General features: G+C 69.8%; 10 protein-coding genes and 2 tRNA genes. 6 read left to right on the forward strand and 6 right to left on the reverse strand.

All coding sequences use genetic code 11. The features are described 5' to 3' along the window. From GKC29_RS04300 to GKC29_RS04325, 6 genes are read left to right on the forward strand one after another with little or no spacing between them, the layout of a single operon-like run. Positions 1 to 1,434 carry an FtsK/SpoIIIE domain-containing protein gene (locus GKC29_RS04300; RefSeq protein WP_155329585.1) on the forward strand — a complete coding sequence of 478 codons (1,434 nt, stop codon included), beginning with the start codon at positions 1 to 3 and terminating at the stop codon, positions 1,432 to 1,434. After that, on the forward strand, positions 1,431 to 2,042 hold the full coding sequence (locus GKC29_RS04305; protein WP_155329586.1) for a DUF2637 domain-containing protein: 612 nt from the start codon (positions 1,431 to 1,433) through the stop codon (positions 2,040 to 2,042). The genes GKC29_RS04300 and GKC29_RS04305 overlap by 4 nt, the downstream gene beginning before the upstream one ends. Continuing rightward, complete coding sequence (locus GKC29_RS04310) at positions 2,039 to 2,680, forward strand: GGDEF domain-containing protein (RefSeq protein WP_155329587.1); 642 nt, start codon at positions 2,039 to 2,041, stop codon at positions 2,678 to 2,680. The genes GKC29_RS04305 and GKC29_RS04310 overlap by 4 nt, the downstream gene beginning before the upstream one ends. Then, the gene (locus GKC29_RS04315; RefSeq protein WP_155329588.1) at positions 2,677 to 4,416 is read left to right on the forward strand and encodes a replication initiator; all 1,740 of its coding nucleotides are present in this window, start codon (positions 2,677 to 2,679) and stop codon (positions 4,414 to 4,416) included. The genes GKC29_RS04310 and GKC29_RS04315 overlap by 4 nt, the downstream gene beginning before the upstream one ends. Next, on the forward strand, positions 4,413 to 4,595 hold the full coding sequence (locus tag GKC29_RS04320; protein WP_155329589.1) for a helix-turn-helix domain-containing protein: 183 nt from the start codon (positions 4,413 to 4,415) through the stop codon (positions 4,593 to 4,595). Before GKC29_RS04315 ends, GKC29_RS04320 begins: the two co-directional genes overlap by 4 nt. Continuing rightward, positions 4,592 to 5,743 (forward strand): tyrosine-type recombinase/integrase, encoded by a 1,152-nt coding sequence (locus tag GKC29_RS04325; RefSeq protein ID WP_155329590.1) that lies wholly within the window; start codon positions 4,592 to 4,594, stop codon positions 5,741 to 5,743. The genes GKC29_RS04320 and GKC29_RS04325 overlap by 4 nt, the downstream gene beginning before the upstream one ends. 55 nt (positions 5,744 to 5,798) lie before the next feature. Here the strand turns inward: GKC29_RS04325 and GKC29_RS04330 are convergent. From GKC29_RS04330 to gyrB, 6 genes are all read right to left on the reverse strand, one after another. Further along, positions 5,799 to 5,874 (reverse strand) — tRNA-Ala (locus GKC29_RS04330). A 44-nt stretch (positions 5,875 to 5,918) separates the two neighbouring features. Continuing rightward, on the reverse strand, positions 5,919 to 6,047 hold the full coding sequence (locus tag GKC29_RS29815; protein WP_208862918.1) for a DLW-39 family protein: 129 nt from the start codon (positions 6,045 to 6,047) through the stop codon (positions 5,919 to 5,921). 42 nt (positions 6,048 to 6,089) lie between these two features. Continuing rightward, positions 6,090 to 6,166: transfer RNA gene (locus tag GKC29_RS04335), tRNA-Ile, on the reverse strand. Positions 6,167 to 6,435: 269 nt separating this feature from the next. Continuing rightward, on the reverse strand, positions 6,436 to 7,377 hold the full coding sequence (locus GKC29_RS04340) for a DUF3566 domain-containing protein (RefSeq protein WP_155329591.1): 942 nt from the start codon (positions 7,375 to 7,377) through the stop codon (positions 6,436 to 6,438). Positions 7,378 to 7,381: 4 nt separating this feature from the next. Continuing rightward, a complete protein-coding gene (gyrA, locus tag GKC29_RS04345; protein WP_155329592.1) occupies positions 7,382 to 11,161 on the reverse strand; it encodes an intein-containing DNA gyrase subunit A in 3,780 nt (1,259 codons plus the stop codon). A 131-nt stretch (positions 11,162 to 11,292) separates the two neighbouring features. Then, positions 11,293 to 13,239: a DNA topoisomerase (ATP-hydrolyzing) subunit B gene (gene gyrB / locus GKC29_RS04350; protein WP_155329593.1), complete on the reverse strand. Its 1,947-nt coding sequence runs from the start codon at positions 13,237 to 13,239 to the stop codon at positions 11,293 to 11,295. Positions 13,240 to 13,244: the final 5 nt, after the last annotated feature.

The following is a 13,244-nucleotide window of genomic DNA, read 5'->3' on the forward strand; positions in this document are numbered from 1 at the left end:
ATGCCGCTGGTCAACGTGATCCGGGGTGACCGGATCGAGGGCGCGCCGATCAACGTTCACACGCCGTTCGTCCGCATCCCGATGTGGCTGGCCCTGTCGTGGTGGACGCTCAAGGCCCTCGGCCGCCTGGCCGTGGTCCTGGTCCGCTTCTGGTACCTGACCGCCCCGGCTGTCTTCTTCGCCTGGCTCTACCTCCGGTACGGCTGGGCCGGTCCGGTCGGTGTCGTCGGCCTGGTCGCCGTCGTCTCGACGGGGTGGGCGTTCGGGCACCGGTCGTCGTGGCTGCGGTTCGGGTGGTGGCCGGTCCTGTCCCGCTACCGCCGGATGGTGTACCGCCGCAACTGGCACGCCGCGATGGTCACCGCGAAGCTCGCCGTCTCGTTCGACGCCCACACCGTGCTGCCTGTTCTGCGCCGGGTCCGCTGCGCCTCCGGCGTGGACGTGGTGACGGTGCGGATGGTGACCGGGCAGATCCCCGACGACTTCGCCCGCGTCGCGGAGAGGTTGGCGCACACGTTCGGGGTGCGGCAGGTCAAGGCCGTGCCGGGGCCGCGTCCGGATGTGGTGCTGCTGCACCTGTTCCGCGGTGACCCTCTCGCCAAGGTGGTTCGCCCGCTGCCGGTGCCGGCGGTGCCGGAGTTCACCGCCTTGCCCGTCGGCAAGCGCGAGGACGGTGACGGCTACGAGCTGCGCCTGTTCGGCACCCAGGTCCTCGTGGTGGGCGCGACGGGTGCGGGGAAGGGCTCAGTGATCTGGTCCGTGGTTCGGTCTCTCGCCGCCGGGGTCACCTCCGGGCTGGTGCAGATCTGGGGCCTGGACCCGAAAGGCGGGATGGAACTCGGGATGGGTGCGCCGATGTTCACCCGGTTCGCCCGCAAGGACTACGCCGCGATGTGTGAGCTGATCGAGGAAGCCGCCACCGTGGCAAAGGACCGCGCCGGGAAGCTCTACGGCCGGACCCGCCAGCACACGCCGACCCCGGACGAGCCGCTGATCGTCGTCGTCATCGACGAGCTGGCCAACCTCACCGCCTACCTGACCGACCGCCAGCTCAAGGACCGCATCAAGGCCGCCCTGTCCATCCTGCTCAGCCAAGGGCGAGCCGTGGGCGTGCATGTGGTCGCGGCGATCCAGGACCCGCGCAAGGAGGTGCTGCCGTTCCGGGACCTGTTCCCCACCCGCATCGGCCTGCGCCTGGCTGAGGCCGCCCAGGTGGACCTGGTGCTCGGGGACGGGATGCGTGACCGGGGTGCGCTGTGTGACCGGATCCCGCAGTCCCTGCCGGGTGTGGGCTTCGTGGTGATCGACGGGAACCCGACGCCGATGCGGGTCCGCTTCTCCTACCTCACCGATGACGAGATCCGCGACATGGCGCATACCTACGGCCGGCTGCGGGTCATCGACGGCGAAATCCTCCTGGACGGTGCCGCATGAAGCCGCATCCCACCGCCACCCGCGCCGACCGTGCCGAGGGCCTGGTCCTGGTCGTCATCCTGCTCATCGTCGCCGGGTTCGCCGGGGCTGCGTCGTTCACCCACGTCAAGGACTGGACCCTCGACAACAGCCCGCCTGGTACCGGGGCGTGGTTCGGCTGGGCCAACGCCGTCATCTCCGAACTCGTCCCCGTCGCCGCCCTGCTCACCATCCGCCAGCGGCGCCGCACGGGCGGACCGATCGGCTACCCGATGTTCCTGCTCATCGCCGCCGTCGCCCTCTCCCTCGCCGCGCAGCTCGCCGTAGCCAAGCCCGGCCTGTCCGGATGGCTCCTGTCGGCCGTGCCGGCGTTGGCGTTCATCGGCCTGTCCAAACTCGTCCTCACCACCGCACCCGCCCCGACGCCGGCCGCTGACCCTGTGCCAGCCCGCCCGGTCGAGCAGCCTGCCCCGCCGGCTCCTGCACCCGCGCCGGCTGTGCCTCAGCCCGTCGCCCTGGTCGACGTCGAGCCGACCCGGCCTGCCCCGGCTGTCCCGGTGGCTCCGGTGTCGCCAGCCGCCTTCACCCGCCGCAACGGTGTCCCGCTGATCGGAGAGGTGACCCGATGACCGACCACCTGCTCACCGGCCTGCTCCTGACCGCCGCCCTCGCCCTGTTCTCCTGGGATCAGTACCGGCTCTACGTCGTCCGCTACGAGCTGGCCGCGCTCCAGCGGACCGCCGCCCGTGACCCGTTGACCGGCCTTGCCAACCGCGCCGGTCTCGCCCACGCGTGGGAGCAGCTCGCCCCGCACCGGCCGTGGGTTGCGGTGGTGGACCTGGACGGGTTCAAGCCGGTCAACGACACCCACGGCCACGCCGCCGGAGACCACGTGCTCAACGCCGTCGCCCACCGCCTCCGCACGGTCAACGGCGTCCCGGCACGCCTCGGCGGAGACGAGTTCACCGCCCTCCTGCTCGACCCCGACCCGGTGGCTGCCGTCCGCCAGCTGGCCGCCGCGATCGCCGCCCCTGTCCGGCTACCCTCGGGTGTAGCGGTGTCGGTGACCGCCAGCATCGGCCTCGCACCCACCACCGGCGACCTCGCCGCCGCCCTCGCCGATGCCGACGCGGCCATGTACCGGGCGAAGACCACCCGCACCGGCATCGCCGTGTTCGACCCGCGCCGCGACGACCACACCGCCCCTGCCGTCGACCCCCGTCCGGCGCTCCGGGTCCGCGACCTCGTGACGGAGGTGGGCCGATGACGCTCACCCCGACGCTGCCCGGCCTCGAACCCACCCCCGCGCCCGTGGTGGAGCCGAGGCCGGGCTCCCGGGCCGCCCGCATGCTCATGCCCCGCTCCGTCGACGTCGTGGCCGACCTCGCCGCCGACTACGGCGTCTGCACCCGCCCCGTGAGCTTGCGCCGCACCGACCTCGACTCCGGGCAGACCGAAGTCATCGACATGCCCTGCGGCGCCACCCAGGAGGCCAAGTGCCCCGCCTGCGCCACTCGCGCCCGCCGGCTACGGCAGCAGCAGATCCGCGAGGGCTGGCACCGGACCGACGAACCCGACCCCGGACCGGCCCCGGCCACCGACGCGCAACGCGGCCTGATCGTCGCCCGCGCTCACCTGGAATTCGCCCGCGACGAAGCCGCCCGGACCTCCCAATGGGACCAAGTCGCGGACCTGGACGACGCCATCGCCGAACTGGAATCGGAGATCACCACCGAAGGACTCCGGGGCCGCCCCGCCCCGCCACACAGCAGCGAAGACCAGGAGGACGGCGACGGCAAGCGACGGGTTCGCTCCACGAAGCGGCGGCAAGACGCCCCGGACCTTCCCCGCCTTCCGGTCGAGAACCGGACATTGGGCCGCACGTACGAGGGGCGTGACGGGACCGTGTTCCGGCCGTCGATGTTTCTGACCCTCACCCTCGGCTCCTACGGCCGGGTGCACTCCGACGGCACACCGGTCGACCCGGACGCGTACGACTACCGGCGTGCCGCCTGGGATGCCGTGCACTTCCCCCGGCTGCTGGATCGGTTCTGGCAGAACCTGCGCCGCGCGGTCGGCTGGAACGTCCAGTACGCCGGTGCCGTCGAGCCGCAACGCCGCTTGGCCCCGCACGCGCACTTCGCCATCCGGGGCACCATCCCCCGCGCCCTCGTCCGGCAGGTCGCCGCCGCCACCTACCACCAGGTCTGGTGGCCCTCCGTCGACCACCGCGTCTACGAACCTGCCGCCGCGCCGCAGTGGGACGCCGACGCCGCCGGCTACACCGACCCAGACACCGGCCAACTGCTGCCGTCATGGGATGACGCCCTGGACCTGGTCGACGCCGACCCCAACGCCCAACCCGTGCACGTCGTCCGCTTCGGTGCTCAGGTCGACGCCAAGGGCGTCCTCGCGGGCACCAAGGACGCCGATCGGTGCGTCGGCTATATCACCAAGTACCTCACCAAGCAGGCCGGCGACTGCCACCAGGTCACCACCGCCCGCCAGCGGGCGCACCTGGAACGGCTCTGGCAGGAACTGCGGCACACGCCGTGCTCGGAGCGGTGCGCCAACTGGCTGCTCTACGGTGTTCAGCCCAAGAAGGCCCGGCCTGGGCTGCGGCCGGGCAACTGCAAGAACAAGGTCCACAAGCGGGACACCCTCGGCATCGGCGGCCGGCGCGTGCTCATCTCCCGGCAGTGGTCCGGCAAGACCCTGACCGACCACCGCGCCGACCGCCGCGACTGGGTCAAGGCCCTGCTCGGCGTCACCACCGGCGCCGACACCGCCCCATCTGGCAGCGAGCACCGCCACGCCTGGGAGCTGGCCAAGCCAACAGACCCGGACGTGCCACCCCTCGGGCATCGGGTGCTGCGGGCCATCTCCGAGCGCATCCAATGGCGTGCCCAGCTCGACGCCGCCAGACGGGCAGCCGCCGACCCGCCCGATGTTTCGGCAGTCGTCCCTCGTCATTCGGCGGAGCAGGAAGGGACCGGAGCATGAGCGAGAGGAAGAGCGTCCGCCCAGCTGAGGCTGCGGCCCTGCTCGGCGTCTGTCGAGACACCGTCTACGTCCTCATGCGATCCGGCCGACTCCGTTCGATCAAGGCGGGGCGTGCTCGGTTGATCCCGCTGGCCGCAATCGATGAGTTCCTGTCGGCTGATGAGGAGTTCGCGGCATGACCGGCCGGCGTCGGCGTTCTCATGGTGAGGGCTCGGTGTACGAGCAGCGGCCGGGCGTATGGGCCGCCGTGGTCGACCTCGGTTGGATCGACGGGAAGCGGAAGCGGAAGTACGTCTACGCCAAGAGCGAGGCTGAGGCGGTCCGGAAGCGCGACGAGCTGCGCCGGCAACTCCAGCTCGGCGTCGACCTCACCGCGCAGCCTCGGACGCTGGAAGCCTGGTTGATCGAGTGGCTGCGGGACGTGAAGACGCACGATGGCACCCGGCCGTCAACGCTGGTGCGCTACCGCCTGGCCGTGAGCAAGCACCTGGTGCCGGGCCTGGGTCGGGTGAAGCTCGACCGGCTGACGCCTCGGGATGTGCAGCGGTTCCTGACCGGGCTGCGCGGGAAGCTCGCACCGGCCAGCATCATCAAGGTGCACGCCGTGCTGCGGGTCGCCCTGGCCGACGCTGAGCGGATGGACCTGGTTCCGCGCAACGTCGCCAAGGCCGCCAAGCCGCCGGCTCTGGGTCGGACCGAGCGACGCGCGCTGACGCCCGAGGAAGCCAAGACACTGCTGTCGGTGCTGACCGGGGACCGGCTGGAATCGCTGTTCGTCCTGGCGCTGGCGACCGGGCTTCGGCGAGCTGAGCTGTTGGGCCTGCGGTGGTCAGATGTTGACCTGCCGGGGAAGGCGCTGTTCGTTCGGCAAACGCTCCAGCGAACGGATCGCGGGTTGGAGTTCGTACCACCGAAGACGCACCGGTCGAGCCGTCCGCTGCCGCTGTCGGCGCTAGCCGTCCGGGCGTTGGAGGCACAGCGCGTGCGCCAGGCGAAGGAACGGCTCGCGGCCGGGGAGGTGTGGTCGGATCTGGGCCTGGTCTTCGCCAGCACCATCGGCACCGCGATGGAACCGCGGAACGTCAACCGGCGCTTCGACCAACTCCGCGCGGCGGCCGGACTGGACTGGCTGCACCTGCACGACCTGCGGCACGCCTTCGCCACGTTCCTGCTCGATCAGGGCGAGGAGCTGCGCACGGTGATGGAATTGCTCGGGCACTCCACGATCCGGATGACGGCCGACACCTACGGGCACGTCCTGCCGGCGCGGGCTCGTCAGGCTGCCTCGGCCATCGACCGGGTCCTCAGTGAGGAGGGGACGGCGTGACCACTTGGCTGTACAAATGGCTGTACTCGGACCCGAGATCAACCGGTGTTTGTGCTGGTGGAGCCCAGGGGACTCGAACCCCTAACCCCTGCCTTGCAAAGGCAGTGCTCTGCCAGTTGAGCTAGGGCCCCGGGGGCGGTCGACGCCGCCTGGTGCTGGCAGGAGAGAGACGCGCTCAGCGCAGGTCAGGCGCCGTGGTCGCCTCGTGCCACAGCGCGCGCTCGTCGTTGGAGGCCTTGATCTTCTTGGCCACCACGGCCGCCACACCGACGACACCGACCAGGATCAGCAGCTTCTTGAACATTGGGGCGACCCCTCACGCTCGACAGTGCCGTCGGACGATCTCTGGTGGGGCTAGCTGGAATCGAACCAGCGACCTCAGAGTTATCAGCTCTGCGCTCTAACCGACTGAGCTATAGCCCCGCGTAGCGACGAGCAAGGTTAACCCATCCGCCGGGCCGCCCCCAAATCGGGGTGGGCCTGGCCGCGTGGCCTCGCCGCCCCTGAACCTACCCGAGCCCCGAGCGGCCCGCCCACCGACTTTCCGGGGAGGCCGACCGCGAGACGCCGCATCCTGCGGTGTCCGGGGCGCGGGATACCGCAGGATGCCGCAACCGGAGTGGATCACGGTACCGGGGTCGGACGGCGGAACGCCGGGAGCCGCACGTGGCGGCACCCGGCGTCCGGTCGTCTCAGTCGCGCTCGGCGAGCGTCAGCTCGATGCCGCCCACCAGGTCGGCGCACACGTTGTAGATGAACGCACCGAGCGTGGCCAGCGCCGTGAACAGCACGACGTTCACCAGGCCGATCAGCGCCGAACTCAGGATCACACCCCGGGCGGTGATCTGGAACCCGCCGGTGCTCTGGCCGCCGCCGGCGCTGACCAGGTCAGTCAGGCTGTCGTTGACGCTGGCGAACACGCCCATCGCGTCCAGCGCCAGGTACAGCACCGAGGTCGCGACCACCACGACGATGAAGAGCACCACCGACACCGCGAAGGCGAACTTCATCACCGACCACGGGTCGATCCGCCTCAGGTTCAGCCGTGCCCGGCGCGGTCCGCGGGAGGCGGCCGACGTCACCGAGGTACGCGCAGCGCGTACCGCCTCACCCACGCGCGCGGCGCCCACGGCCGCCGCACCGCTGATGCCCGGCGGAAGGCCCCCGCCCTGCGGACGGCCAGCCGGACGGGCGTCCGTCTGCGGCCGGGCCGTCCCGGACACCCGCGGCTGCGTGCCGGTGTTGCCGGTGACCAGGGGCTGCGTGCCGGTCGCGCCAGCCGTGGCGGACGTGCCGGTCGTCGTGGCGCGCCCGGCACCGACGGCGATCGGCTGGGTCGTCGCCGGCCGCGCCGCGGTCGACGTGGCGGTGCCGCCGGCGCTGGGGGCGTCGACCTTCGTGGCCTCGGCCGGCTTCTCCGGCTTGTCCGTGGCCTCCGGCTCCTCGGCGGGCTTGTCCGGCGGCGGAACCATCCCGGGAGCCCTCGTGAACTTCGGGGCAGGCGCGTCGGCGGGGACGGTCGCCCGACCCACGGCCGCGCGGCCGGTCGCTGGTGCGCCGCTCTTCGCGGCCTCCTCGTCGACCGGGTTGGCCGAGGTCCCCGCGTTCCCCGACTTCGCCTGTGTCTCCGTCATTCAACTAGTCCTGTTCGTCAGGCTCGTCGGCATTGCGAGCAATCGCCACGATAGTCACGCCATCCGGGAGGTCCATCAGCTTGACCCCCATTGTGTTCCGATCACGCGTACGGCGTACAGGCTTCACCGGAGTCCGGATGACCCCACCGTTGCTGGTGATCGCGAACAGCTCGTCGTCCGGGTCGATCACGACAGCGCCGACCAGACCACCGCGTCGCTCGGTGATCTTCGCAGTCAGCACGCCCTTACCTCCCCGGCCCTGCACCGGGTATTCCTCGATCGGGGTGCGTTTCGCATACCCCCCGTTCGTGGCCACCAGGACATCCATGCCCTCCCGGACGACCTCCATGGCGAGCAGCACGTCGTCCTCGCTGAACCGCATCCCGATCACACCCGACGTCGCCCGGCCCATCGGCCGCAGCGCCTCGTCCGAAGCGTTGAAGCGGATCGCCTGCGCGTTCTTGGAGACCAGCAGCAGATCCTCGGTGGGGGCGACGAGCGCGGCCCCGACCAACTCGTCCTCATCGCGCAGGTTGATCGCGATGATGCCGCCGGACCGAGGGGAGTCGAACTCCTCGAGCTTCGTCTTCTTCACCAGGCCGTTCTTCGTGGCCAGTACCAGGTAGGGCGCCACCTGGTAGTTCGGAATCTCGATGATCTGCGCGATCTGCTCGTCGGGTTGGAAGGCGAGCAGGTTGGCCACGTGCTGGCCCTTGGCCACCCTACTGGCTTCCGGAAGCTCGTACGCCTTGGCCCGGTAGACACGCCCCTTGTTGGTGAAGAACAGGATCCAGTCGTGCGTCGAGCACACGAAGAAGTGGCTGACAATGTCGTCCTGACGCAGCGACGCACCGCTGACACCCTTGCCGCCCCGCCGCTGCGAGCGGTACGCGTCGACCTTCGTGCGCTTCGCGTACCCGGTCCGGGTGATCGTGACCACCACGTCCTCGCGGGCGATGAGGTCCTCCATCGAGACCTCGCCGTCGAACGGGATGATCTGCGTACGCCGTTCGTCGCCCCACTTCGCGACGATCTCCCCCAGCTCCTCCGAGACGATCCTCCGCTGCCGCTCCGGCTTCGCGAGGATGTCCTTGAGGTCGGCGATCTCCAGCTCCAGCTTGGCCAGGTCGTCGAGGATCCGCTGCCGCTCCAGGGCGGCCAGCCGGCGCAGCTGCATGTCGAGGATCGCGGTCGCCTGGACCTCGTCGATGTCCAGCAGCTGGATCAGGCCCTGCCGGGCGTCGTCGACCGTCGGCGAACGCCGGATCAGGGCGATCACCTCGTCGAGCGCATCCAGCGCCTTCGCCAGACCGCGCAGGATGTGCGCCCGCTCCTCCGCCTTGCGCAGCCGGAACGCCGTCCGCCGGCGGATGACCTCGATCTGGTGCTCGACGTAGTAGCGGATGAACTGAGCCAGGTTGAGTGTGCGCGGCACCCCGTCGACCAGCGCCAGCATGTTCGCGCCGAAGGTCTCCTGGAGCTGGGTGTGCTTGTAGAGGTTGTTCAGCACGACCTTCGCGACCGCGTCGCGCTTGAGGACGAGCACGATCCGCATGCCCGTACGCCCGGAGGACTCGTCCCGGATGTCGGCGATCCCGCCGAGCTTGCCCTCCTTGATCAGCTCGGCGATCCGCTCGGCGAGGTTGTCCGGGTTCACCTGGTACGGCAGTTCGCTGACCACCAGCGCCGGCCGGCCCCGCTTGTCCTCCTCGACCTCCACCACCGCGCGCATCCGGATCGAACCCCGCCCGGTGCGGTACGCGTCCTGGATGCCGGCCTGGCCGACGATCAGGCCGTGGGTCGGGAAGTCCGGGCCCTTGACGATCTCCAGCAGCGCTTCGAGGGTGGTGGCCTCGTCGGCCTCCGGGTTCTCCAGGCACCACTGGACGGCCGCGCCGATCTCCCGCAGGTTGTGCGGGGGGATCTTGGTCGCCATACCGACCGCGATGCCCTCGGACCCGTTGATCAGCAGGTTCGGGATCCGCGACGGCAGGATGGTCGGTTCCTTGGCCCGGCCGTCGTAGTTGTCCTGCAGGTCGACGGTGTCCTCGTCGATGTCCCGCAGCATCTCCATGGCGAGCGGGTCGAGCTTGCACTCGGTGTTGTGACTGACGAAGCCGTCGGAGACGAAGGAGTGGTCCTCGGTGTCCACCCGGATGCTGTAGACCGGCTGTACTCCCGCGTCGGCGACGCCGGTCACCTCGGCGTAGTAGAAGCGGCCGTCGACGAGCGGCTCGACCACCTCGAGCACCTCGGCGTTCGTGATCCGGGTCGCGATCTCGTCCCGGTCCCGCTCCCAGCGCTCGACCCGGTCGACGTTGTGCCGGCGCAGCCAGTCCCGCTCGGTCCAGCGGCTCGCACCGTGCTCCCGAATGAAGTCGCCGACCAGCGGCACGAAGTCACCGGACAGCGCCCTGCTGCTCACCGGCACCGCCGCCAGCTCCGCTTCGAGCTTGGCCTGCTTGCGGCCGAGGAAGCCGACGTGAGCGGCGAAGATCCGCGCGTCCCGCCGGTTGGTGACGACGACCTTGATCTCACCGTCGTCGTACCGGCACTGCCGGCTGACCACGCCGAACTCCAGCAGGAGCTGCTGCACCTCACGGGCCAGCCGCTCACTGCGGGTGGAGTACGAGATCTGGATGGTGTGACGCGGCAGCAGCGAGGACGACCCGTCGCCCTCGAACAGCGCCTGGAGGAACGCGCGCTTGACCGCGGCCGGGCCGCGCCAGACGAACTCCGGCACGAACTTGCCGGCGCTGCGCACGCCCACCAACTCGCCGAGGATGCTGTCCCGTAGTGCCGTGACGTCCTGCACGTCCACCTCGTGCAGCGTGCTGCCCGAGGCGATCACACGCTCGCTGACGTACCGGGGGCCGCCGACCGCGAGGTCGTAGGCGGCCAGCACCCGGATGAAGAAGTCGCGGTCGACGTTGTTGAAGCCGGCCCGCCCCTCGGACACCCAGCCCTCGCTCACAACGGCGCCAGCGAGGACGGCTGCCTCGACATGCTCCAGCATCGGGTAGCCGATCTCGTCCGGCACGCTGCGCTGGAGGACCACCCGGTCACCGGGGGCGATCTCGGCGAGCAGCTTCCACAGCAGGGTCGGCACGCCGGCCACGTCCACCAGGCAGAGCACCGGGTGGTTGTGGGTACCGGTCAGTTCGTACCCCTCGCGGGTGCGCAGCCGCAGCGTCGGGTGCTCGCCGGAGTGGAAGAACTTCGACGCGCGGACCAGGTCGCCGTTGCGGTCCCGGACCTTGAGGTCGATGTCGGTCTCGCTGCTCGGCGTCGCGTCAGCCACGAGGTCGCCGATCCGCACGCTGCCCTCAGCGGTACGAATTCGGGCATATCCTGTGAGGCAATAACGCATCGCCGCAGCCGGGTCATTTCCGGGCGATCCGAAGTTGCCGTTGCCGTCGACCAGCGGGTAGCGCAGCGACCAGGGCTGCGCCATCCGGACCAGCGCGTCGTAGATCGCCGAGTCGCCGTGCGGGTGGAACTGACCCATCACGTCACCGACGACGCGGGAGCACTTCACGTAGCCACGGTCCGGCCGATACCCCGAGTCGAACATCGCGTACAGGATCTTGCGGTGGACCGGCTTGAGCCCGTCCCGGACGTCCGGCAGCGCGCGCCCGACGATCACGCTCATCGCGTAGTCGAGGTAGGAGCGCTGCATCTCGACCTCGAGCCCGACCGGCTCGATGCGGTCGTGCGCGACGACGGCACCGACGGTCTCGGGGACCTCGGGCTCGTTCGGTGTGGACTCGGGGGTATCGGTCACTTGTTAACCCTTATCAGACTCAGAGTCGTTTTCCTGCTGTGGATAACGGCTGTGGAAACCGGCCAGGCTGTGGATAACTCTGTGGACCCGTAGGCCCGGCCGGTGGATGGCCGGCCGGGCCGTAGCGGGCGTCAGATGTCCAGGAACCGCACGTCCTTGGCGTTCCGCTGGATGAACGAGCGGCGCGCCTCGACGTCCTCACCCATCAGCACGCTGAACAACTCGTCGGCGGTTGCCGCGTCGTCGAGCGTGACCTGACGCAGCGTACGCGTGGCCGGGTTCATCGTGGTCTCCCACAGCTCGGGATAGTTCATCTCGCCGAGACCCTTGAACCGCTGGATGTCGTCCGGCTTGGCGTTGGGCTTCTTCTGCTGGCGCAGGGCGATCAGCCCGTCGCGCTCCCGGTCGGAGTACGCGTACTGGGCGTCGTCGCCCTTCTTGTTCCACTTGATCTTGTAGAGCGGCGGTGCGGCCAGGTAGACGTGGCCCAACTCGACCAGCGGCCGCATGAAGCGGAACAGCAGGGTGAGCAGCAGCGTCTGGATGTGCTGACCGTCGACGTCGGCGTCGGCCATCAGCACGATCTTGTGGTAGCGCAGCTTCTCGATGTCGAAGTCGTCGTGGATGCCCGTGCCGAGCGCGGTGATCAGCGCCTGGACCTCGTTGTTCTTGAGGACCCGGTCGATGCGGGCCTTCTCGACGTTGAGGATCTTGCCGCGGATCGGCAGGATCGCCTGCGTACGCGGGTCGCGCCCCTGCTTGGCCGAGCCGCCGGCGGAGTCGCCCTCGACGATGAAGACCTCGGACTCGCGCGGGTCGGTGGACTGGCAGTCGGCCAGCTTGCCCGGCATCGAGCCGGACTCCAGCAGCGACTTGCGCCGGGCCAGCTTGCGGGCCTGCTGCGCGGCGATGCGGGCGCGGGCGGCCTGCGACGCCTTCTGGATGATGATCTTCGCCTCGGCCGGGTTGCGGTCCAGCCAGTCGACCAGCCACTCGTTGCAGACGCGCTGGACGAAGCTCTTGACCGGGGTGTTGCCGAGCTTGGTCTTGGTCTGGCCCTCGAACTGCGGGTTGGCCAGCTTCACCGAGATGATCGCGGCCAGGCCCTCGCGGATGTCCTCGCCGGAGAGCTTCTCGTCGCCCTTGAGCAGCTTCTTGTCGGCGCCGTAGCGGTTGACGACGCTGGTCAGCGCGGCCCGGAAGCCCTCCTCGTGGGTGCCGCCCTCGTGGGTGTTGATCGTGTTGGCGAAGGTGTAGACCGACTCGCCGTACGACTCGTTCCACTGCATGGCGATCTCGACCGACATGCCCTCCTCCTCGGCGCCGAACTCGACCACCGTCTTGTGGATCGGGTTCTTGGAGGCGTTGAGGTGCCGGACGAAGTCGGCGATGCCGCCCTTGTAGCAGAAGGTGACCTCGCGCTGCTTGCCCTCCTCGCCCTCCGCGACCCGCTCGTCGAGGAGGTGGATGGTGAGGCCGCGGTTGAGGAAGGCCATCTCCTGGAGGCGCCGGTAGATGGTCTGGAAGTCGAACTCGACGGTCTCGAAGACCGTCGGGTCGGGCCAGAAGGCGACCGCCGAGCCGGTGGCGTTGGTGGGCTCGCCCTTCTCCAGCGGGGTGGGCTTGGAGTTGGTGTACGACTGCCGCCAGAAGTAGCCGTCCTTCTGGATCTCCACGGCCATCCGGGTGGAGAGGGCGTTCACGACGGAGACGCCCACGCCGTGCAGACCGCCGGAGACGGCGTACGCCTTGCCGTCGAACTTGCCGCCGGCGTGCAGCACGGTCAGGGCGACCTCGACGCCCGGCTTCTTGAGCTTCGGGTGGAGGTCGACCGGGAAGCCGCGGCCGTTGTCGGTGACCCGGACCCCGCCGTCGGCGAGCAGCACCACGTCGATGGTGTCGCAGTGCCCGGCCAGCGCCTCGTCCACCGCGTTGTCGACGACCTCCCACACCAGGTGGTGGAGACCGCGTTCACCGGTGGAACCGATGTACATACCGGGGCGCTTCCGGACCGCCTCCAGCCCTTCGAGGACGGTGATCGACTCGGCGCCGTACTCCTGCTTGTCCTGCGCTGCCACCCTCG

The organism is Micromonospora sp. WMMC415, from assembly GCF_009707425.1.
In the GTDB taxonomy this organism is placed as follows: Bacteria; Actinomycetota; Actinomycetes; order Mycobacteriales; family Micromonosporaceae; genus Micromonospora.